We start from the raw sequence: 23,553 nt of genomic DNA on the forward strand, positions 1-23,553 counted from the left end.
TAACAATTACTTGTTATCTTCCTATTTAATCGAGTTTGAACAATTTATTTCAGACTCAATTTTCTAATCTGTTAATGATTAACTACCACCTCGTCGGTGCGTAGTAAACTGTGATAAATCACAGAAGTTAAGAAGCTATTTGCTTACTAAGTTCTGTAATCTTTAGCTCCAAGCTTCGTTCTATGTGTGCCTGCGCACAGCATAGCTGTTTGCTTAAATTCTCGGACAAAGCGTTGCTTTGTTTACCCTCGAATTTGGTGGAGACTAGGAGAGTCGAACTCCTGACCTCCTGCGTGCAAAGCAGGCGCTCTACCAACTAAGCTAAGTCCCCAGCTTTAATCATAATGAACGACATATCTTTTTATCTAGCAGCTTGTGATTATTCATCACTTCGTCAGTAGTGGTGGGTCTGACAAGACTTGAACTTGTGACCCCACGCTTATCAAGCGTGTGCTCTAACCAACTGAGCTACAGACCCTCAGATACATCTTCGAAGAACAACTTGTTGTGGATTCTTACCGGTCACCAATCTTTCGTTAAGGAGGTGATCCAGCCGCAGGTTCCCCTACGGCTACCTTGTTACGACTTCACCCCAGTCATCGGCCACACCGTGGTAAGCGTCCTCCTTGCGGTTAGACTACCTACTTCTGGTGCAACAAACTCCCATGGTGTGACGGGCGGTGTGTACAAGGCCCGGGAACGTATTCACCGCGGCATTCTGATCCGCGATTACTAGCGATTCCGACTTCATGGAGTCGAGTTGCAGACTCCAATCCGGACTACGATCGGCTTTTTGAGATTAGCATCACATCACTGTGTAGCAACCCTTTGTACCGACCATTGTAGCACGTGTGTAGCCCTGGCCGTAAGGGCCATGATGACTTGACGTCGTCCCCGCCTTCCTCCAGTTTGTCACTGGCAGTATCCTTAAAGTTCCCATCCGAAATGCTGGCAAGTAAGGAAAAGGGTTGCGCTCGTTGCGGGACTTAACCCAACATCTCACGACACGAGCTGACGACAGCCATGCAGCACCTGTATCTAGATTCCCGAAGGCACCAATCCATCTCTGGAAAGTTTCTAGTATGTCAAGGCCAGGTAAGGTTCTTCGCGTTGCATCGAATTAAACCACATGCTCCACCGCTTGTGCGGGCCCCCGTCAATTCATTTGAGTTTTAGTCTTGCGACCGTACTCCCCAGGCGGTCTACTTATCGCGTTAGCTGCGCCACTAAAGCCTCAAAGGCCCCAACGGCTAGTAGACATCGTTTACGGCATGGACTACCAGGGTATCTAATCCTGTTTGCTCCCCATGCTTTCGTACCTCAGCGTCAGTATTAGGCCAGATGGCTGCCTTCGCCATCGGTATTCCTCCAGATCTCTACGCATTTCACCGCTACACCTGGAATTCTACCATCCTCTCCCATACTCTAGCTTCCCAGTATCGAATGCAATTCCCAAGTTAAGCTCGGGGATTTCACATCCGACTTAAAAAGCCGCCTACGCACGCTTTACGCCCAGTAAATCCGATTAACGCTCGCACCCTCTGTATTACCGCGGCTGCTGGCACAGAGTTAGCCGGTGCTTATTCTGCGAGTAACGTCCACTATCCAAGAGTATTAGTCTCAGTAGCCTCCTCCTCGCTTAAAGTGCTTTACAACCATAAGGCCTTCTTCACACACGCGGCATGGCTGGATCAGGGTTCCCCCCATTGTCCAATATTCCCCACTGCTGCCTCCCGTAGGAGTCTGGGCCGTGTCTCAGTCCCAGTGTGGCGGATCATCCTCTCAGACCCGCTACAGATCGTCGCCTTGGTAGGCCTTTACCCCACCAACTAGCTAATCCGACTTAGGCTCATCTATTAGCGCAAGGTCCGAAGATCCCCTGCTTTCTCCCGTAGGACGTATGCGGTATTAGCATTCCTTTCGGAATGTTGTCCCCCACTAATAGGCAGATTCCTAAGCATTACTCACCCGTCCGCCGCTAAGATAAGGTGCAAGCACCTCATCTCCGCTCGACTTGCATGTGTTAAGCCTGCCGCCAGCGTTCAATCTGAGCCATGATCAAACTCTTCAGTTAAAATCATTTTGCACCTTAGTTAAGACAAGGTGCTAATTCTGGCTCATCAATTTTCTGACTAAAAATTCGCTCAAATAAACTTCGAGAAATTTCTACCATTCAATCAATGAAAATTATTTCGATCGATCAACCAGTAAAAATCCACACAAGTTGTTCTTCTATTCTCTTAATGATCTTCTCGATGATTCGTCATCATCAAGCTAGGTCGGCTATATTACTCTAAATTTCTTTAAAGTCAACAGGTAATTTAGATATTTTTAAAACTTATCAACCAACCCAAGAATCCAACCATTTTAGCCAAATCCTTGTTTCTCAACAAGTTTTTATCCGCATCACCGCCGATGGATGTGCATTCTACAGTATTTCTAATCGCTTGCAATACCTTTCCAAAAAAAACTTATTCAACAGAACACTTTTTAGACTGAATAGTAATTTTTTATCATTTAGATTTGGTATTAAGAACTTTTTTTAAACAATTAACTCCAGTAGAATGTGCCACTTGGTTCACATTTTTGGTTTTTTTTGATTGAAAGTACGGTTTTTACATGCAACAGCTCAATTTATATTGCTTATAGTTTCAATAACTATAGGTCACCTTTGTTACGCTCGTTCAAATCATACCTTTTATGAACTGACGTTAACTATCTTAAGTTATACTAAATGGCCGAACACATCTAAACCCGTGATTTGTGTTTTAGATAATCCAGAAGCAGCCAATCAATTTCAAACGAGTATTAAGCTGCTCACGTACGACTATCAGGTTCAATCTGTTAATACAAAAGAATTTCCTAGAACAGAATGTCATGTGGCGTATTTTTCAAATACCTCACCTCAACAACAACAATCTTTAATTCAGTCTTACCCATCTCGCTATTTACTTTCACTGAGTACTAATAATCCTGCATGTGAAATAGGCAGTATTTTTTGTCTTTACAATAGAAAATCATTTCCTACGTTTAAAGTTAATTTGGATGCATTAAGTTATTCCAAGGTTCACATCGACCCTCGAGTCTTAATCTTGGCGAAGAACACGGAGTAGTTAAAGTGATTTCAAATTTATATCGATCTACTTCATTACATGCATTATTCCGTAAATCTCAATTTACTATTTTTGCTATTACTTTTGTGATTTGCTCATGTACTTTCGCTACGATTTCTATGTTTACAATGGAAACCTACGCCAAACAAAATCTGCAGTTGTTAAGCCAAACGGTTATTGAACGGATTCAACCAGCAGTCGTGTTTAAGGATAAAGGGGCAATTGATCAAATTTTAAAGGATTACACAACCGAACACGCCATACGTAGTATTCATGTTTATGATCCACAACAACAATTGTTAGCAGAAAGTACAAAAAAAATAGCCAGTACGTCTTTTTTACAAAAAATGTTGGATGAATGGTTCCTGCATGATCCAATTAAACTGATGATTTTCCACCACCAAAAGAAGGTCGGAGAATTGGTTCTTTATGGTAGCTCAGAAAATATTGTTCACTTTTTAAAGACGATTATTATTGGTTTAGCAATTTCAATGTTTTTTATCGTGATTGCATTACTTTGGTCAGTCAATTTAACTTATCGTCAAATTATGCAAGCAATCAAACCACTTACACATATTGCTCAGCTAGTCAGTGATCAAAAAGCTTATAACTTAAGATTTCCTAATAATCACATTAAAGAATTCCAAAATTTGAACAATGTATTTAATGAGCTATTAGAGGAAATTCAAATTTGGAATACGAACCTACAAAAGGAAAACAGGCAGTTATCCTTCAAAGCTCATCATGATCAACTTACGACACTTCCTAATCGTCATTTTTTCTATGAAGAATTATTGAATATCTTTGAAAATCCAAGTTATAGAGAAAATTCTGCTTTAATTTTTATTGATAACAATAAATTTAAAGTCATTAATGATCGTTATGGACACTTAGCAGGTGATGCTGTTTTAAGAGAAATGGCACTACGTTTAAAACAATCTGTCAGACAAGAAGATTTTATTGCTCGCTTAGGTGGTGATGAGTTTGCGATTATTTTGCATTCAATTCATCACGCTGATCATCTCGAAGCGATTGCTGAAGGTTTACTCGCAAGTTGTAAGGAACCTTTAGATTTTAACGGTGAAATTATTCACTTTGGTTTTAGCTTAGGTATCGCTTTCTCCCAGTATGCAGAGAATCCAGAAGATTTGGTAGTGCAAGCAGATCAAGCGATGTATAAAGCTAAAAATTTAATCCCTCATTGGTTTTTATATAAACCAGAAATTTAGGACATGTTATGCGCGCTCAAACCATTAAAATTTCATTTATAGCGTTACTCTGCCTAACATTGGCTGGCTGCTTGAGTTTTGGTCCATTGAAGTATCGTCAGGTCAAAATGTTAAAAAAAGAAGGCTTTGTGCTGACAGAAGAAGGCTGGAGCTTAGGATTACCTGAACGATTACTTTTTGATTTTAATAAATCAGATATTAAACCTGAGAATGGCAAAGAAATTGTTCGCTTGGCCAAACAACTTAACAAGTATGATCTACAAAAACTCAAAATCGTGGGTCATACAGATGATATTGGAAACCCTGAATACAATCAGAAGCTTTCTGAAGAGCGAGCTCAAAGTGTTGCAGGCATTTTCTTGAACGAAGGCTTTAAACAAACAAATTTAAATGTGATTGGTCGTGGTTCAAATCAACCGTTCGTACCTAACACATCAGATGAAAATCGAGCTAGTAATCGTCGTGTAGCGATTATTATTATTCCTTAAAGTAAAACTTACTGAGAAAAGCCAACTGTAATGTTGGCTTTTTTTATTTTAGCTCAATGATATCTATTGTCGGTGGAACTCTGAATCGAAATGGTACACCAACCATACCTGTACCTACGGTCACAAATACATCAGCATGTTCGTGGGTATAAAAGCCCTTTTTATGCCCTAAAATCGAGACTCGCTTCATAATATAATTAGTAATCCACGGCAATTCAATTTGCCCACCATGAGTATGTCCAGAAACCATCAAAGGTCGTGTAGGCAATTCTGGAACCATATCTACGGTATCAGGGTTGTGAGACAATATTAGCCATGGTTTATTCTGTGGTAATTCAGGCATGTATCGCATGTTCGCTTTACCTGCCCAAAGATCTCCAACACCGATCAATCGAAACTCGTCAAACTCAACAATCTTCCCCTCTATATCTATAACATCATTGTGTTCTAATGCTTGTTTCAACAACGCTTGAATCGGTGGCCCAGGATATTGCTCATCATGATTACCAGGTACTGAATAAACTGGCGCATGGATTTCACGCAAAATTGCTAACTCTTGAACCAATCTATTTTCAGGCTCATAAGTCCAATCACCTGCAACGACAACAAGGTCTGGTTGTTGCTGATTCAGTTTTTTAACGATGGTTTTTAATTGGCGTTCATGTCCTGAAAATAATCCAACATGCATATCGGCAACAACTGCCAATTTTATTGGTCTAGTAAACTCTCGGTCTGGATGTAAACGATATTGATGATGCTTCACTTGAACAATATGAGGTTCAATAAATCGAGCGTAAATTAACAAACTACTCAATAAAAATACGAAAGTACTTTGGTGCAGACTATAATAGTCAGACCAACCTGTATATAAGCTAAAAAACCATAGTGGAATTAACAAATAGGATAAATAAAAGGCTAATAAATGAATAAACGCTTTAAAAGGATGTATAGTTTCAGTCCGAGATTGATGAATCCAAGCTTGAATTAATCCCCAAAGTGCTAGAAGTGCAAAAATAGCATAGAAAATAAAAATAACTGTATCTGAACTATACATTACAGACTTCATCAACCTCACCTAAGGACAGCATGCTTATATTTATCTTTTTTGATGAAATGCTATACTCAAGCACAACATTTAATCAGTAATAATTATGACGCAATTTTCTCAGATAAATAGTCAGCATACACATATAAGTACAACTACTTACAATAAAACTATGCTTGCGATTTATTGCAGTATTGCGATCGGCGTTAGTGGCTGTAGTACCTTACCTGAACATAAAACCTTGCCTACAGCTTCAGTTGCCGTAGAACCTATTGACACTTCAGAAACCACTTTAGCTCAAATCATCGAGCCTTTACAGCAACAAAACCCAAATTTGACTGGGTATCATGTTCTTTTTGAACCTTTAGAAGCATTGGCGGCTCGTCTAAGTTTAATTGATAAAGCTGAAAAAACTTTAGATCTTCAATATTATATTTGGGATAATGACAAAGTCGGTGCACTCGCCTTACATGCACTGATTCGAGCAGCGGATCGCGGCGTCAAAGTACGCTTATTGATTGATGATAATAATGCCAAACAAACTGAAGGGATTTTCCTCGCCTTAGCACAGCACCCTAATATTCAAATTAAATTATTTAATCCATATCGTTTTCGCAAATACCGTGCTTTAGATATGATTTTTGACTTAAAACGCATTAACCGTCGGATGCACAATAAGAGCTTTATTACAGACCATCAAGTTGCCCTGATCGGTGGTCGAAATATGACAAATCAGTACTACAATGTTAGTGATAGTTATCAGTTCTCTGATGTTGATGTCATGCTTTTCGGTACGGCAGTCAATGATATTTCCCAATCTTTTGATGATTATTGGAATCATGAATATGCTTATGATGTTAGAGAAATCGTCAATCCCAAATCACATCGCTTGAGCTACGAAAGTTTAAAACAACAATTAGATGATCACTATAAAAAATCAACAGTGCAGAATTATCTTGATTTAACCAGCGAATCCACCGCGATCAAGTCACTAATGAATCGCGAGATTGCATTAGACTGGGTTAAAGCTGAAGTAGTAAAAGACTCTCCCGACAAAGTGAAAGCAAAAGCAAAAAAGCATGAACATTTAAACTTTCAGCTGATCAATCACCTAGAAAAACCTGAAAAAAATATCGACTTGATCTCTGCTTATTTCGTTCCAGAAAAAAAGGGTGCGAAAACATTAGGCGACTTAGCGCAAAGTGGTGTTAAAGTTAGAGTTCTAACGAACTCTTTTAAAGCCAATGATGTCGCTGTAGTACACGCTTTTTATGGTAAGTATCGTCAGAGATTGCTTGAAGACGGCGTTCAACTTTATGAATTTGTACCAGCTTTAGACAAAGAAGATTTGGATAAGCATACCGATGATTTGGCAAAAAAAGCCAAGGTCAATATGAAAGGTTTAAGCCGTTCAAGTTTACATGCCAAACTGATGGCTTTAGATGAAAAACAGGTATTTATTGGCTCCTTTAATTTCGATCCACGCTCAGCTTATCTCAATACAGAAATCGGGGTTTTATTAAATAGCCCACCTCTAGCCCAAGCTGTTCATAACACGATGGATCAAAATTTAAGCAAGTATGCATATAAACTGGTGCTCGATGCCAACAAAAAAATTAATTGGCAACGTCAAACTAATGAAGGCATGATTAATCACACCAAAGAGCCTCGAATGAAATGGTGGCAAAAAGCTGGTGTAAAATTCCTGTCATGGCTACCTATAGAAGGCTTTATGTAACATCGCTGTCAGGCATCACTTTTAATACCTTACGATGTAACTCAGCAAGTCCCTCTCTCATCTTTTGATCAACTTCTTTGGTCAGTGTATCGACTGTATGTCCAGTTACAGGAATTGCAGGTAAAGTTAGTAAGTGAGCCGTGACTTGAGGCATTTCCAAAACTCTTTGTACATGCTCTGCAAAAGACATTTCACCAATAAAAGGTGCGATCATGTCCAATTCACCTTGTTGGTTGACATAGCAAATCACGCAAATCTGCACAGGACGCTGAGCTTCAATCGCTGCCCCCAATAATCGACCATGAACTTTTTTGACTTTACGACCATCTGTCGTGGTGGCTTCTGGGAAAAAAAGAACAGGAATATCTTTTTTCAAAAACTCAGTGATCTGTTCTTTAATTCGGAGAGAATCACCTGAACCACGTTTAATAAAAAGTGTTCCACCGCCCTTTGCAAGATTGCCTAAAATTGGCCATTTCTCAACTTCAGCTTTTGCCAAAAAGAAAATGCGAGCACCTGAACCAAGCACCGCTACATCTAACCATGAGATATGATTGCTCACCCAAAGCGCTGACTCACGAGGAATAGTTCCATGAACTTGTACCTCAATATTGAAAACCTCGCATAAACGTCGACAAAAATACTGTACATAACGTGTGTTAACAGGGTTATTAGGATCTTTATATAAGCCGTGACGATAAATGAGATAAAAACCTTCACCAATCGTTTCTAAGCCCGAAGCCAATTTTCTACTGTATAAACTAAATTTTGATAACAAATTTAAAGGTGTACCAGTAACTGCTGATGTTTCTTGAGTCATAAATCACTAAAACCGTATGCAAGTCTGCATGTTATTAACTTGTTATATCACGCAAATATCTTTAGATAAAAGTTCCATTGATGACAAAAAGCGAACGTGGAGATAATTTTTTTCAATTTTAAATGAATAAATAGATTGATTACCATAATTAAATCGAAATAACTGATCAAAAGGTAAGATTATGACTCCCGAAATGAGCACTCACCACGAAGACGTTAAAATTTCTTATGGATACGCTCTTAAAATGTTTCTAGGTTGGTCAATTTTATATATGGGCACCCTGATTGGCTTTATTGAGTTATTACGTCGCAATCTCATATAAACAGTCTAACTTTTTGCCCTTTCGTTGAAGTTTATTCTAGAATAGGGGTTCAATACCTAGGATAAGATACAGCGTGGAAAATATTACACAGCGACAAAGTGGTGAGCGAGCAGTTTTAGTTAGTATCTCTGTTCAAATGCTCGATGACCTTGATGCTGAAGAGTTCCAATTGCTCGCACAATCCGCAGGTGCAGAAATTCTTGAACATATTTCTGTACAAAGAAATAAACCAGATCCTAAATTCTTTATTGGTTCTGGTAAGGTAGATGAAATTGCTGAATTGGTACAAGAATTAGAAGCTGAGTTAGTCATTTTTGACCATTCGCTCTCTCCTGCTCAAGAACGGAATTTGGAACGCATCCTGAAATGTCGTGTAATTGATCGCACTGGACTTATTTTAGATATTTTCGCCTTACGTGCCCGTACACATGAAGGTAAACTTCAAGTTGAACTTGCACAACTCAAACACTTATCCACTCGCTTAATTCGCGGTTTCACTGGGAATTTAGAACAACAAAAAGGTGGTATTGGTCTTCGAGGTCCAGGTGAATCACAATTAGAAACAGATCGTCGTCTGATTCGTGTTCGAATTACTCAACTCAAAGACAAGTTAGTTAAAGTACAACAAACTCGATTACAAGGTCGTGCAGCACGTCAGAAAGCGGCGATACCGACCATTTCTTTAGTCGGTTATACCAATGCTGGAAAATCGACTTTATTTAACATCTTGGCAAAAAGTGATGTCTATGCAGCAGATCAATTATTTGCAACCTTAGACCCAACTTTAAGACGTTTGGAATGGGATAGTATTGGTACCGTTGTTTTAGCTGATACAGTTGGTTTTGTCCGCAATCTTCAACACGACTTAGTTGAATCTTTCAAAGCAACCTTAGAAGAAACTTTAGAAGCAACATTGCTATTACATGTTATTGATAGCAGTAGTCCCAATATGGATGAACAAATTGAAGCCGTTGAAAGCGTGTTAAAAGAAATCGGAGCAGATGCCCCTATTTTGCATGTCTATAATAAAATTGATCTCAGTGGTGATGCAGCAAAAATCATCTACAAAGCCCCCGATGTTCCAGATCGAGTTTATGTCTCAGCACATTCAGGACAAGGACTTGAATTATTGAGTCAAGCTGTTCAACAATGCCTTATGGGACAGTTACAACACTTCGATTTAGTTCTTAAACCTGCCTACGGTAAACTACGCACTCAGCTATACACTCTGAATGTTATTCAATCAGAACATTATGATGAGCAAGGTAATTTACAGTTAACCGTGTGTATGGCACCTAATAAACTTGAGCAGCTGATTAAACAAGCTCATTTGCCATTCGATGAAATTCTGGGACAAAAAACGACTCTTTTCCAACGACCATTGGAAGAGTTCGAGCTAAATGACACCACCATATCGCATTAACAGCGACCTTGAGAATATAGATACGAGTTTAAGAGAAATGAAAGATATAGATTGGACAGCTTGGTTTTGCACGATCCTGTTAATTATTGTGTTTCGTGAAGGTGCTGTTGCAATTACCAAAGTCTTTCACCATCCTGAATTAGGTAATTTAGTAGGTCTTATAGGTTTATTGGTCACATTATTAATATGGAGACGTTTCAGAAAAATCTCGAATCGTCTCATTGATACCAATAACAAAATTATGAAAGAGAGTGCTTTCGCCTTTCTTCCCATTTGTGCTGGTTCATTAATTATGTTGGTACATTTGGGCAAAGAAATTCCAATGTTTTTGTTTGTATTAACTCTCAGTACTTTATTGCCATTGTGGATTTACGCAAAAATGGCAAAACGCTGGTTATAGGAGTCTCTAAATATGTTCATGATTATTTATGGCTTTATAATCACGTTAGTTAGCTATCTGATCGCTAAACCACTGAATAAACGTATGCCACAAATTCCACTGATTGTCTTTGCGATGTTTATCGTGATTGGTTTTCTGGCTGTCTTAGGAATCCCCTACGAGCAATACATGAAAAGTGTAAATGATGTTTTTAATCATTTACTAGGTTATGTCACCGTTGCATTAGCAATTCCATTGGCTGCAATGCGCTATGATGATTTACCCCTCAAGTCTATGCTCGGTATTTTATGTTTTGCCAGTATCAGTGCGGTCGCTTTACCAATGGGACTTGCATATCTTTTGCATATGTCTGAACCGACAATCTTGGCTTTTGCAACTCGTGCAGTCACCACGCCTATCGCATTAAATATTGCAACCTTACTGCATGCTCCTTTAATGATGGTGACCTTGATTGTAATTTTATCTGGCGTGATTGGTGCTGCATTTTCTCCATGGATTCTGAAGCATATTCATGATGAGCGTGCATCAGGTTTGGCTTTAGGTTTAGCTGCACATGCGATTGGTACAGCACAAGCTTGGCAACGTGGTCCTGTCACTGGACGCTATGCTGCTTTTGGTATGGCTGTAAACGGTGTATTTACAGCGATTTGGCTGCCTACATTTATCTTGTCTTTATCTTAAAATTTGCCGCAAATATCATATAAAGATTGAACTAGTTGCCACAAATCCTACATAATAGAATATCAAACGTTAAAAGGATTTTTAATGATGGGCAAACAACTTATAGGTGCATTATTTTTATCAGTGATCAGCAGTTTTTCATTTGCAAATGACATTACAGGAATTTGGCAAAGCATAGATGACAAAACTGGCGCACCTAAAGCATTGATTGAAATTCGTGAAGAAGCGAATGGCACATATTCAGGAAAAGTCATCAAACTTACGCCTCGTGCAGGATATACACCTAAGGAAACTTGTGTAAATTGTCCAGCGCCATATACCAACAAACCTATTTTAGGTATGGATGTGGTAACAGGTTTAAAGCATGGTGAAGGTTTGAACTATACCAATGGTCGTATTCTTGATCCAAATACGGGCAAGATTTACAGTATGAAAGCGAAATTAAGTTCAAATGGAAAACGATTACACTTACGTGGATACCTCGGTGTTTCTGCTCTTGGTCGTAATCAAATTTGGATCCGCAATGATTAAATCTTGAAGAATATCGAGCATCTAGTCCCATACTACAACTTATTTAAGACTACGGTTCAGCACTAAAAAAGCCTCATTAATGATCATTTAATCATCATGAGGCTTTTTTATTTCTAGTAAAAAATCATTGAAATTTCAAATATTAAAATAATTAACAATTGTAAAATAATGATTGAATCTATTGTTAGTAATCCGAAATAATAGCTAAACAACAATCATGGCTGAGAGGCTCAAACATGTATAAAAAAGGTATTACATTTTTCATTTTATTTAGTCTTGGCCATTTCGCTTTTGCTCAAGATATTACGGGTATTTGGCAAAGTATTGATGACCTTACGGGTGCACCTAAAGGCCAGGTCGAAATTACCCAGGAAGCGGATGGCACCTATACAGGCAAAATAACCAAAATCACCCCACGTACAGGTTACACACCGAAAGAGTTCTGTACGGGCTGCCCTGCCCCTTATACCAACAAACCGATTGTCGGTTTAAATGTAATTACCAAGCTTAAGCACAAGAGAGACCTCACCTATACAGGTGGACGAATTCTCGACCCCAATACTGGCCGTGTATATAGCCTGGCAGCAAAACTCAGCTCAAATGGACAACGCCTACATCTACGGGGCTATGTCGGGGTTTCTGTATTGGGACGCAGCCAGATCTGGATTCGAGTAAATAATAATAAAGCTGCCGAATAATACAAAAGAAGCCCTGATGATCAGGGCTTCTTTCTATGACATTTAAAGATTATCGACCTTGCAATTTTGCATAATCCAATAAAACATTTGCAGCTTCAGTAATAAAAGTTTCTTCCTCAGGTAGCGATGGACGAAGATGAGCTTTCATTTTTGCACGTGACTCAACCAAAGCATCTATTGAAGCTTGATAACTTTCCCAATTTGCATAAGGAGCCTGTCCCGTCGCTTTACGACGTTGGTTTTCTGCATCTAAAGTTTGCTTCTCAAGATCTATCAATTCCGCTCGACGTTGATCAATATCCAATACTACTTTCTTTTGATCAGCCGTTTTTTGTGAAATTGCTTTACGCTCCTCTAAATACTTAAACTGCGGATCAAGTGCTACACGTTGCTGAGATAACTGAGTTAACTTCACTGTATACGGCTGAACTGAACCTTCACGTTTAAATGGCGCAGTAGGAATGGTATCCCATTTCAAGGCATTCTTAGCTTTACGCTCACCAAATTCATCGTTATAAATATCGACCAATTTAATATCAGGAATCACGCCTTTATTTTGAGTACTTCCACCTGTAACGCGATAAAACTTACGCTGTGTTAAGGTCGCCTGACCATGTGCCAAAGAATCTAGTTGAACTTGGGCTGTACCTTTACCTGTGGTAGTACTACCAATAATGATACCGCGCTCATAATCTTGGATCGCTGCAGAGTAAATTTCACTTGCAGATGCAGATGCTAAGTTAACTAGAACCGCCATAGGTCCTGCATAAATTTGCTCGCCCCCATCAGTATCTTCAAAGACATTCACATTACCGTTGCCATCTCTGATTTGTACCACTGGTCCAGATTTAATCACTTGTCCAAGCATACGAGCAACTTCTTCTAAAGAACCACCTGGATCATTACGCAGATCGACTAACACACCTTCTACTTTTTGTGCTTTTAATGATTCAAACGCTTTTGCAGTATCTTCAGACACAGAGCGATATTCAGCACCAGCCCGACGTGAACGATAGTCAAAATAGAATGATGGAATTTCTATGACACCAAAGACATGCTTTTTGCCATCTCGATTGATTTCAACGGTACGTGAACGAACACCTGCATCTTCTTCTTGGATGACATCACGCACTAAAGTAACATTACGAGCCTGACTCATAGATGCCCCTGGACCAAGTAAGCGCACAACGACTTTTGTTCCACGTTTACCACGAATCAGACCAACAATCTCTGAACTCGGCCAACCAATGACATCAACCATTTTTTCGCCATCTTGGGCTACGCCAATAATACGATCGCCTGATTTGACTTGACCAGATTTACTTGCTGGTCCACCTTCTACGATGGTTTCAATTTTGGTGTAATCTTCATTGCCACGTTCAGGACGAATCGATACACCAATTCCCTCCAACTGCAAAGTTGTTTGACGATTCAACTCCATTGCATCAATTGGTGGATAGTAATTGCTATGTGGATCATAGGTCGCCAACATTGCATTTAGAGTTTTATCTAAAACATCATCACTTTTTATACGACCTATTCTTTCTAACTGACGTGTATAACGCTTAGTGAGCGTTTGAACTGGCGTGAGGTCTTCTGGACCCGTCAAATCTTGACCATTGGCAAGAGAAGGATTTGCCTTTAATGCCTTTTGCTTCGCTTGCTCTTCTTCTTTGCTGATCGTCAAATTGATCAACTGTGAAACTAGCATTTTCTGCCAATGACTTTGTTGATCTGCCGATGTTTTGAAATACGGCGCTTTTTCACGATCAATCTCAAGATAAACATCTTTTTGATTTAAGTTTTGTGGCTTCTTCAACTCTGCCAACATGTATTCATAAAACTGCTTCAAACGTTCACGATATTGAGCATGAATGGCATATGGTCCAGTCAAGTTCCCAGCTTTTAAAGCGCTACCAAAACTTGAGCCATATTTATTTTTATAGTCTTCAACTTCACTGCTTAAAAATAAAGAATGATCTGGATCTAAACTATCCAAATACATATCCAAAATACGATTAGATGTTGCCGCATCTAAACGCATATTTAAATAATGTTGGCGATCAACGAGTGTTGCTAACTGGCGTGCGACCAATGCTTGTTCTTGTGAAGGTTTAATTACCGTCGAAACGACTGGCGACTCTGTCGCTGCAAATGCCTCATTTACAGTATGAGAGAAAAATAATCCACCAGTCGCTATTGCAACTGCACACGCTATCATTTGAAGTTTCATAAAATTTTGGTACTTCCTTGGATATGGCAATTATTACACGCTGATCGAATCGAGATGAACATATTTCATTCGTTTTTAACCAATGTGTCTACTTATCGGCTGTGTTAAATAAGTGACCAACAAGTATTTATCATCAATATCATGTAGTTTTATCATATTCTGTACTGACAAAATGTAGCAAATCATTGCACAATTTATCTATCGTTTTTTACATCAAAATTCAAACGGAATCTATATGATCGGCGCATTGATGCTAGATATTGCTGGCACAGAACTTACACAAGAAGATATTGAACTATTACAAGCACCGCAAGTCGGTGGAATGATTTTATTTGCTCGAAATATTGAATCACCTCAACAAGTACGTGCTTTAACCGATCATATGCGACAAGTTCGCCCTGACATTTTGATTGCTGTAGATCAAGAAGGTGGACGTGTTCAACGTTTAAGACAAGGTTTCACCCTACTTCCTGCAATGGGAAGACTTGGAGAACGTTACTTAGACCAGCCAGAACAAGCCGTTACTTTGGCTGAGCAATGTGGTTGGTTGATGGCAACTGAAGTACTGGCTGTAGGTATTGACTTCAGTTTCGCACCTGTACTGGATCTAAATGACATTAGTGATGTGATTGGTGATCGTGGTTTTGCTAAAAATATGCAAGATATCGTACCTCTTGCAGCTGCCTTTATGCATGGTATGAAAAAAGCAGGCATGGCAACTACAGGCAAACACTTCCCTGGTCACGGCTCAGTCAAAGCCGATTCGCATGTTGCAGCTGCAATTGATAGTCGCTCATATCAAGAAATTTATGACAAAGATATGCAAAGCTTTATTCAGCTTATGCCTCAATTAGATGCTCTTATGCCTGCACATGTGATTTATGATCAAGTTGATCCAAATCCAGCAGGCTTTTCTCCATTTTGGTTACAACAGATTTTACGCCAAGAACTAAAATTTGATGGTGTACTATTCTCTGATGACTTAAGCATGCAAGCCGCATGTGTTGCAGGTGGTGCAGATACGCGTATTCAAGCAGCATTAAATGCAGGTTGTGACATGGGGTTGGTGTGTAATGACCGTGCAGCTGCATGTATCGCTTTAGATGGTATTGGAACATTGGCTTTACCAAATCAACAACGTTTAGAACGTATGCGCGGTAAAATTCCAAATATCGAAGTGGGTACTACACTCGTGTTAGATGAAAATTGGAACAACGTCAGAAAAGCCATTGAAGAGTTTAAGAATTCGTTTTAACTTGCGATAAATAAAAGATGATTTAACTCATCATCTGATTGACCTGTTCAGGATTGAATGGGTCAACATCCTCGCGCAAATAGGTTGTGCATGGAAATAGAATAAAATTAAGAATTGAGTCTAAGACAGATGACACAACAACTTTCAAAACATCGCCACATATCATTTACTGCGCACTATACGGGATACATTTGGTATCAAATGGGGATTTCTCATCCTGTCTTTGCTACGGCGAAAGGAAAAACACTGGCTGCGCTTGTACATCCAATCGAAAGCTGGGCTGAGAAATATGTTGGTGGCAGTATGCGCACAACTTTGAAACAACGCCATACGATGCTTGATCAGCATTTAGAAGATCTTATTCAAAAGCATCCAGACCTTCAAGTGCTTGAAATTGCTTGTGGATTATCTCCACGTGGATGGTGGTTTAGACAGCACCACCCAAGTATTTGTTATCGTGAATTAGATTTGCCTGATATGGCAGCCACCAAACAAGCGGCACTACAACAAATTGAAACCGACGCTGATGATGTACTTTCTGTCGATTTATTTACCGAAGCCTTTGCTTCTGCATTTACAGTTTTTGATCCTCATCGTCCCTTGGTTGTGATCAGTGAAGGTTTAATCAACTATTTTGAAAAACCATTACTACAACAACTCATTCAAGCTATTGCCAATTACGGTCGTGATTTTAAACAATTACATTATCTCACTGACCTTTATCCCGAACCCACCCAAAATAAACTAGCTACAATTATTTGGAATAGCAGCAGATTACTGAAATGGATATCGAGAAGCGCTTTTAGCTTTCATTTCAAAACACCAAAAGAAGTTGAACATTTTTTCCACGAAGCAGGTTTTCATCAAGTTATCGTGCAACAGCCTAAACAATTTTTTGAAAATGTGACGTTAGAAAATTCAGAACAACATTTAGGTGATCTTGTATGGATGATTAAAGCATCAAATTCTTAAAATAAAAAAGTGGTCATATAGACCACTTCTTTTTTTACAATAATTAAGCTTGTTTCTGACGCTCAATAAATCGAAGCAAACGATCTGCAACTTCAAAATTGCCATGTTTAAATAAAATACGTAATCCTTGCTCAGTTGCACCAAAGATTAAGCATTCGATTTTAAAATCGCCCTCTTCATCAGATAAATGCAATGCAAGATCACGTGGATGTTGCTTCACAAACTCTAACTGCTCAAGTTGTTCTAACTTTAAGTAAACACCAAAGAAAGTAATATCAACAATTTCTACTGGCGCTTCTGTCACATCATGGCGATGTGATAATTTAGAATGAGGATTGAGTACAGGAATACGCTCTTCACCACGACGTTCAATTTTTTTCATTTGATCACGTGTCATGGTGATAATTCCATCAAGATTGTCGATGGATTCACCCTTTAAAAAAGACGTAAACAAATTCATGGTTTCTTTGCGACGCTGCAATTGAGGCACATGATCAGCATTTGCAATTAAAGCAAATTCCATGTTCTCACACTGAAGCGCAAAATCAGCATTTTCGTGAGGCAAAGTAAAACTATCGTACTGTCCTGCAGCTACCAAAGTTTTACACTGAGGTACAGGTACATCACTTAAACGCAACAAACGATTGCAGTTGATTTCATAACGCTCACGCTCTGTCGCGGTAAAATCCGCCATCTGTCTAAAGAACAAGCGCTTAGCTGTCGGAGACATCCGCGTTTTATCAAGCTTAGCATGATTTACAAGGTACAAAATCACCGCCTGACCAAACTCCTCCATGCGGTCTTCTCGCATGAGGTGAAGTGATTCTTCAAGTAGCATACGCCAGCTTTTACGGGTCTTTTGCATCACACCCATCAATACCATACGGTCAACCAATTCCGGTCGTTGATAGGCAAATGATGATGCGACAACCGAACCCAATGACATTCCCATCACGGAAACTTTCTCAATTCCGACGATATCAAGCCATTGACCGAGCATCTTAGACAAATCTGGTAATTCTAAAATTCCAGCGGACTCACCTGTATCAACATTGCGAATCTGCTGATTTGCACCCATTGACGGTAAGTCGATTAAAATAACAGGCCCACTCTCAAAGAGTTGCTCAACACAATACTTATAAGAGTTAAAGTTTTGAAATGCGCCCCCGACAATTACAATTGGCGTATTGTTGATCGTTTTAGGATCTGCAATTGCCATATATTCAATTTTCCAACCATCTATCCATGTTGTACGCGCTGGTTGTTTAAAACTGTTTTTATTGTAAATGTCGAAAAAACCAAAACCTGTATAGGTATGATTTAAATCCGAGTCCATTTGGATAATGGAATTCATATCCTTCCTCCATCCTTGTTTATTTTTCTGCTGCAAGAGTCTCATTTTTGGCGATTTCTACTTGCAAATTAACAAATTTATAAAATTTGTATTACATTTATCCTCTACATTTTTCATTCTATACAAATGCACGTTTTATACGCAATCATTTCCTTCACCACTCGTCCTGTTTAAAGCAATAATCTTTTGCAAAATATTTTATATTTAACATGTGCATCTCATTTATATAAGAAAAATTGCGCTAATTAACAATTTATAATTTCTTGAATTATGAGTTCAGGCTATTCATTGTTCTTCATTTGACTGTTACTATCATTATAAATACATGCAATCGTTAAAATGCTATGCAAGATTCTATTGAAAACTATATGCAACAGGTTGGTACTCAGGCACGTCGTGCGTCTCGAGTTTTAACTAGTGCATCCACTCATTTGAAAAATCATGCACTGTCTGCTATTTACACGGCTTTGGAAAATAACCAAGCGCAAATTTTAGCAGCCAATCAAATTGATATGGAAAATGGGCGCCAACGCCAATTAGATAATGCGCTTTTAGATCGCTTGGAATTAACCCCTGCTCGTTTTAAAGGGATGTTACAAGGATTAAAAGATGTCATTGCTTTGGTCGATCCTATTGGTGAAATCACAGATCTTGCTTATCGCCCCTCAGGGATTCAACTCGGAAAAATGCGTGTACCGCTCGGTGTAATTGGAATGATTTATGAATCACGTCCAAACGTAACACTTGAAGCAGCATCATTAGCTTTAAAATCGGGAAATGCCATTATTTTACGTGGCGGTTCTGAAGCACTTGAATCCAATAAAGCGATTGCAACAGCAATTCAACATGGTTTACAGGTTTCAGGGTTACCTGAACATGCAGTTCAAGTTATTGAAACTTCTGATCGTGCTGCAGTTGGTCATTTGATCACAATGACTGAGTTTGTTGATGTGATTGTGCCACGTGGTGGTAAAAGCCTCATCGAACGAATTAGCAATGAAGCTCGCATTCCTGTGATTAAGCACTTAGATGGCAATTGCCATGTATTTGTTGAAGCTCAAGCGGATTTACAAAAAGCATTACCAATTGCATTAAATGCCAAAACACATCGTTATGGTGTGTGTAATGCGATGGAAACACTTTTAATCGATGAAGTGATCGCTGAAGAATTCTTACCGAGTATTGCTGAACTTTACGCGGAAAAACAAGTTGAACTACGCGGTTGCCCTGAAACTCAACGTATTCTTGGCGGTTCAGTAAAAACGGCGACTGAAGAAGACTGGTACACAGAATACTTGGGGCCAATCTTGGCGATTAAAGTTGTCAGTGGCATGGATGAAGCGATTGATCACATTAATAAATATGGTTCACATCACACTGATGCCATCATCACTGAAAATTTCAGTTTAGCGCGTGAGTTCCTTGCACGAGTTGACTCAAGCTCAGTCATGATCAATGCTTCGACTCGTTTTGCGGATGGTTTTGAGTATGGCCTCGGTGCCGAAATTGGTATTTCAACCGATAAAATTCATGCACGTGGTCCAGTTGGCTTAGAAGGCTTAACGTCACAAAAATGGATTGTATTTGGTGATGGTCAAATTCGCCAATAAGATAATCCTAGAATAGATCGATCAAACACGATAAAGCATCATTTTGATCTTTATCGTGTTTTTATACAAAAGATACGCTTAAAACAAACAAATCAATTAAAAGAACATTTTAATTTACAGACTATACTGATCAGATTCAATTATAAATCAGTTGTATAGGCTAAAGTCTATCTTCGCCTAAGTTACAACCCATGTTAAAACATTGCGCTTGATTCCACTGCCCCATGCGTTGCAGCAAGATCAAAGTGTTCGTCATAAAATTTAAAATCAGTTAGGTGTTCAAACGTGGCTAAATCTGTACTTGTAATTAACTGTGGTTCATCGTCGATCAAATACGCGCTTGTTTCAGAACGTCGTGAAGATCGTATTTATGGCTTGGCAGAAAACTTAGGCTCTGCTGATGCGCGTATTAAGGGGGTAACGGTCGGTGGCGAACCGCTTGAATTATCAATTCCACATGCAGACCATGCCAAAGCACTGGAAACGTTATTAGCTCGTTTAGCAAATTATAATCCTCAAGCAATTGGACATCGTGTGGTTCATGGTGGAAATCTAACGAAAGCCGAACTTTTAACACCTGAAATCGTGAAGCGTATTGAAGCTGCCACACCACTTGCACCACTACACAACCCTGCGCATTTGATAGGAATCGAAGCAACCATGCGCTTATTCCCAGAATTACCGCAAGTTGCTGTTTTCGATACTGCATTCCACCAAACGATGCCTGAACGTGCATATCGTTATGCATTGCCACAAAATTTATATACTGAACATCAAGTACGTCGTTATGGCTTCCATGGAACTAGCCATGCCTATGTCACTGAACGTGCCAGCGAACTTGCAGGTGCCAAAAATCAAGGCGGCTGGCTCAGCGCTCACCTAGGTAATGGCAGTTCTACATGTGCAGTTTGGAATGGTCAAAGCCTTGATACCTCTATGGGTATGACACCTTTAGAAGGTGTAGTTATGGGTACACGTAGTGGAGATGTTGATCCAAGCTTACATTTATTTTTAGCTAGTAACTTAGGGTGGGATATTCAAAAGATCGACACCATGCTAAACAAAGAAAGTGGTTTACTTGGTTTATCAGGCTTATCCAATGATATGCGTACCCTTGTGGAAGCTTCTGAAAATGGTCATGAAGGTGCGACTTTAGCAATCGAAGTGTTCTGTTATCGCTTAGCAAAATCTCTGTCAGCTTTAAGTTGCGGTCTACCACGTTTAGATGGTTTAGTATTTACGGGTGGGATCGGTGAAAACTCAGCTTACGTACGTGAAAAAACGTTGGGATATTTACCACACTTTGGCTTACAGTTTAGTCAAGATAAAAACAATGCCCTAGCACGTGGTACTGAAGGACGAATTGATGCTGGAACGGGTCCTCAAATTTGGGTTGTTCCAACCGATGAAGAAGGGCGTATTGCCAAAGAAACACGTCAAGTCATTGAACAGACTGCTTAAACTAAAACAGTTAGACAAAAATTAAGGTCATTATGAATACAATTTTATTGATCCCTACAGGTGAAGGTGTTGGTTTAACATCTGCATGCTTAGGTATGATTTACGCATTGGATTGCAAAGGGATTAACGCAGGGTTTCTAAAACCTTTTTCACAAATTGCAGATACCACCATTGACCGTACTACTACGCTGTATAGTCACCTTTTTCAACATAAGTCAGTTGAACCGATTATTTATGAAAAGTTAACTCAACTGATTGCTTTAGGGGAAACTGACGAATTACTCGAAGAAGCAGTTGCCTTACATCGTCAAATCGCTGCAAATCATGATGTCATTATTGTTGAAGGACTTGTTCCAAATGGTCAGGATCATTTTGCTAGTGAAATCAATGCCGCACTTGCACAAGCGCTAGATGCACAAGTCGTATTAGTCAGTACAGCTGATCTTGCAGACCCACGTAAAACAGCTGAAAAAGTTGATGCACATCTACGTCAATTTGGTGGTGCTGCATCAGCACGTACTACAGGTGTGCTCTTTATGCGCACTAAAGGACTTCCTGAAGGCACGGCTGAGATTCCTGTTACACTCGACCCAAGCTTACGTTTAGATGAAAAAATTGCAGAATTCTCAAAAGAACTGCAACGTTATAATCGTTTTATGGGCACAGATGACTTACCGATTATTGGTTTAGTCCCTTTTAGCAACATTCTTAGTGTTCCACGCAGTTTAGACATTGCATCGGTGGTTGATGGGACTTGGTTACACGAGGGTGAAGCGAAGCAACGCCGAATTCTACATACCAGCCTGATTGCTTCAGATATCGAAGCCGAATTGCAAAAATTCGTTGCTGGTGAGCTGATCATCAGTGCAGCACAGCGAACTGACACTTTACTTGCAGCCAGTGTCGCAACTAGCAACGGGATTCCTTTAGCTGGATTAGTTTTAACAGAACAATCGGCCCCAGCGAATAACGTTCTAGAGTTCTGCCAAGGTGCCATAAAACAAGGTTTACCTATTTTACACACACCTTTAGATACGCTAGAAACAGCTCAGCGCTTACACCATTTTGGTAATGAAATCCCAGTCGATGATACTGAGCGTGCTGAACAAGTAACTCGCTTTGTTTCTAGTCATATTGATAATAACTGGCTTGATCAACACACTCAGAATAATCTACATCCACGATTATCCCCATCTGCTTTCCGCTATGAGTTGGTACAAAAATCGATTGCAGCCAAAAAGCGTATCGTTCTACCCGAAGGTGATGAACCACGCACTGTTCAAGCTGCTGCAATTTGTCAATCTCGCGGAATCGCGCACTGTATCTTGCTTGCAAAACCAGAATCAGTTGCTGAGGTTGCAAAAGCACGTGGCATTCAACTACCAAGTGATTTAGAAATTATTGACCCTGACAGCATTCGTGACCAATATATTGAACCGATGGTTGAATTGCGTAAAGGTAAGCTTGATGCACTACAAGCTAAAGCTCAACTGCAAGACACTGTGGTTCTCGGTACGATGATGCTGGCACTTGATCAGGTTGATGGTTTAGTTTCAGGTGCCATTCATACAACGGCCAATACTGTACGTCCAGCATTTCAATTAATTAAAACTGCACCAAATTACTCACTGGTTTCATCAATCTTTTTCATGCTATTGCCTGATGAAGTTTATGTATACGGTGATTGTGCAATTAATCCTGATCCAAATGCTGAACAGCTTGCAGAGATTGCGATTCAATCGGCTGATTCTGCAAAAGCTTTTGGTCTCGACCCTCGTATTGCAATGATCAGTTATTCAACAGGAACTTCGGGGACTGGTGCGGATGTGGAAAAAGTTGCAGAAGCGACTAAAATTGCAAAACAACGCCGCCCTGATTTATTGATTGATGGTCCTTTACAATACGATGCAGCATCCGTTGAAAGTGTCGGACGCCAAAAAGCACCTGACTCACAAGTAGCTGGTCGTGCCAACGTATTTATCTTCCCTGACCTCAATACAGGTAATACGACCTACAAAGCAGTGCAACGTGCTGCGAATGTCGTCAGTGTTGGTCCAATGTTGCAAGGCTTAAACAAGCCTGTAAATGACCTATCTCGTGGCGCTTTGGTGGATGATATTGTGTTTACCATTGCCTTGACTGCGATTCAGGCAAAGCAACAAGACTAGTCCGATCTCTTT

Annotated in this window: 18 protein-coding genes, 2 tRNA genes and 1 rRNA gene; 14 read left to right on the forward strand and 7 right to left on the reverse strand. The window is 39.6% G+C overall.

From position 1 onward, the window contains the following. Positions 1-255: 255 nt before the first annotated feature. From R2H34_RS13995 to R2H34_RS14005, 3 genes are all read right to left on the reverse strand, one after another. Positions 256-331: transfer RNA gene (locus R2H34_RS13995), tRNA-Ala, on the reverse strand. Between the two features lie 70 nt (positions 332-401). Beyond that, positions 402-478 (reverse strand) — tRNA-Ile (locus R2H34_RS14000). A gap of 59 nt (positions 479-537) precedes the next feature. Further along, positions 538-2,074, reverse strand: a 16S ribosomal RNA gene (locus tag R2H34_RS14005). 565 nt (positions 2,075-2,639) lie between these two features. Here R2H34_RS14005 and R2H34_RS14010 point away from each other — a divergent pair. From R2H34_RS14010 to R2H34_RS14020, 3 genes are read left to right on the forward strand one after another with little or no spacing between them, the layout of a single operon-like run. Further along, positions 2,640-3,113, forward strand: a complete 474-nt coding sequence (locus tag R2H34_RS14010) for a YfiR family protein (RefSeq protein ID WP_075696875.1) — start codon at positions 2,640-2,642, stop codon at positions 3,111-3,113. Between the two features lie 5 nt (positions 3,114-3,118). Continuing rightward, positions 3,119-4,342, forward strand: coding sequence for a diguanylate cyclase domain-containing protein (locus R2H34_RS14015; protein WP_004964192.1), 1,224 nt, complete (start codon positions 3,119-3,121; stop codon positions 4,340-4,342). 8 nt (positions 4,343-4,350) lie between these two features. Next, complete coding sequence (locus tag R2H34_RS14020) at positions 4,351-4,830, forward strand: OmpA family protein (RefSeq protein WP_004964195.1); 480 nt, start codon at positions 4,351-4,353, stop codon at positions 4,828-4,830. Positions 4,831-4,873: 43 nt separating this feature from the next. Here R2H34_RS14020 and R2H34_RS14025 read toward each other — a convergent pair whose 3' ends face one another. After that, a complete protein-coding gene (locus R2H34_RS14025) occupies positions 4,874-5,884 on the reverse strand; it encodes a metallophosphoesterase (RefSeq protein WP_005403209.1) in 1,011 nt (336 codons plus the stop codon). A gap of 163 nt (positions 5,885-6,047) precedes the next feature. Between R2H34_RS14025 and R2H34_RS14030 the strand changes: the two genes are divergently transcribed. After that, complete coding sequence (locus R2H34_RS14030) at positions 6,048-7,613, forward strand: phospholipase D family protein (RefSeq protein ID WP_017397356.1); 1,566 nt, start codon at positions 6,048-6,050, stop codon at positions 7,611-7,613. Here the strand turns inward: R2H34_RS14030 and R2H34_RS14035 are convergent. After that, positions 7,606-8,433 (reverse strand): lysophospholipid acyltransferase family protein, encoded by an 828-nt coding sequence (locus tag R2H34_RS14035; RefSeq protein WP_004909182.1) that lies wholly within the window; start codon positions 8,431-8,433, stop codon positions 7,606-7,608. The two genes, R2H34_RS14030 and R2H34_RS14035, sit on opposite strands and share 8 nt — an antisense overlap. Positions 8,434-8,828: 395 nt before the next feature. Here R2H34_RS14035 and hflX point away from each other — a divergent pair, with 395 nt between their 5' ends. The 5 genes from hflX to R2H34_RS14060 all read left to right on the forward strand — a co-directional run bounded on the left by hflX (position 8,829) and on the right by R2H34_RS14060 (position 12,488). Then, on the forward strand, positions 8,829-10,178 hold the full coding sequence (gene hflX, locus R2H34_RS14040) for a ribosome rescue GTPase HflX (RefSeq protein ID WP_087540277.1): 1,350 nt from the start codon (positions 8,829-8,831) through the stop codon (positions 10,176-10,178). 37 nt (positions 10,179-10,215) lie between these two features. Continuing rightward, a complete protein-coding gene (locus tag R2H34_RS14045; protein WP_005403212.1) occupies positions 10,216-10,578 on the forward strand; it encodes a hypothetical protein in 363 nt (120 codons plus the stop codon). A 12-nt stretch (positions 10,579-10,590) separates the two neighbouring features. After that, positions 10,591-11,259 carry an LrgB family protein gene (locus tag R2H34_RS14050; RefSeq protein WP_004909187.1) on the forward strand — a complete coding sequence of 223 codons (669 nt, stop codon included), beginning with the start codon at positions 10,591-10,593 and terminating at the stop codon, positions 11,257-11,259. Positions 11,260-11,346: 87 nt separating this feature from the next. Then, entirely contained in the window at positions 11,347-11,790 is a 444-nt protein-coding gene (locus R2H34_RS14055; protein WP_017397357.1) for a DUF2147 domain-containing protein, read from the forward strand. Positions 11,791-12,026: 236 nt separating this feature from the next. Beyond that, the gene (locus R2H34_RS14060) at positions 12,027-12,488 is read left to right on the forward strand and encodes a DUF2147 domain-containing protein (RefSeq protein WP_004909191.1); all 462 of its coding nucleotides are present in this window, start codon (positions 12,027-12,029) and stop codon (positions 12,486-12,488) included. Between the two features lie 49 nt (positions 12,489-12,537). Here the strand turns inward: R2H34_RS14060 and R2H34_RS14065 are convergent, their stop codons facing one another. Continuing rightward, the gene (locus R2H34_RS14065; RefSeq protein WP_004909194.1) at positions 12,538-14,721 is read right to left on the reverse strand and encodes a carboxy terminal-processing peptidase; all 2,184 of its coding nucleotides are present in this window, start codon (positions 14,719-14,721) and stop codon (positions 12,538-12,540) included. Between the two features lie 235 nt (positions 14,722-14,956). Here R2H34_RS14065 and nagZ point away from each other — a divergent pair, with 235 nt between their 5' ends. Together nagZ and R2H34_RS14075 are read left to right on the forward strand one after the other, a co-directional pair. Beyond that, positions 14,957-15,976: a beta-N-acetylhexosaminidase gene (gene nagZ, locus R2H34_RS14070; protein WP_042892006.1), complete on the forward strand. Its 1,020-nt coding sequence runs from the start codon at positions 14,957-14,959 to the stop codon at positions 15,974-15,976. A 129-nt stretch (positions 15,977-16,105) separates the two neighbouring features. Next, positions 16,106-16,948: a class I SAM-dependent methyltransferase gene (locus R2H34_RS14075; RefSeq protein WP_004909198.1), complete on the forward strand. Its 843-nt coding sequence runs from the start codon at positions 16,106-16,108 to the stop codon at positions 16,946-16,948. Positions 16,949-16,991: 43 nt separating this feature from the next. Here R2H34_RS14075 and R2H34_RS14080 read toward each other — a convergent pair whose 3' ends face one another. Beyond that, positions 16,992-18,302, reverse strand: a complete 1,311-nt coding sequence (locus R2H34_RS14080; protein WP_004909199.1) for an alpha/beta fold hydrolase — start codon at positions 18,300-18,302, stop codon at positions 16,992-16,994. Between the two features lie 344 nt (positions 18,303-18,646). On the opposite strand from R2H34_RS14080, the gene R2H34_RS14085 reads away from it, so the two are divergent. The 3 genes from R2H34_RS14085 (at position 18,647) to pta (ending at position 23,541) form a co-directional block, all read left to right on the forward strand. Continuing rightward, positions 18,647-19,912 carry a glutamate-5-semialdehyde dehydrogenase gene (locus tag R2H34_RS14085; RefSeq protein WP_087540275.1) on the forward strand — a complete coding sequence of 422 codons (1,266 nt, stop codon included), beginning with the start codon at positions 18,647-18,649 and terminating at the stop codon, positions 19,910-19,912. A 285-nt stretch (positions 19,913-20,197) separates the two neighbouring features. Further along, positions 20,198-21,373 carry an acetate/propionate family kinase gene (locus R2H34_RS14090; RefSeq protein ID WP_005403220.1) on the forward strand — a complete coding sequence of 392 codons (1,176 nt, stop codon included), beginning with the start codon at positions 20,198-20,200 and terminating at the stop codon, positions 21,371-21,373. A 32-nt stretch (positions 21,374-21,405) separates the two neighbouring features. Next, positions 21,406-23,541, forward strand: coding sequence for a phosphate acetyltransferase (gene pta, locus R2H34_RS14095; protein WP_004909207.1), 2,136 nt, complete (start codon positions 21,406-21,408; stop codon positions 23,539-23,541). Positions 23,542-23,553 lie beyond the last annotated feature (12 nt).

Origin of the sequence: Acinetobacter sp. 16 (assembly GCF_033439925.1) — a bacterium.
Taxonomy (GTDB): domain Bacteria; phylum Pseudomonadota; class Gammaproteobacteria; order Pseudomonadales; family Moraxellaceae; genus Acinetobacter; species Acinetobacter junii.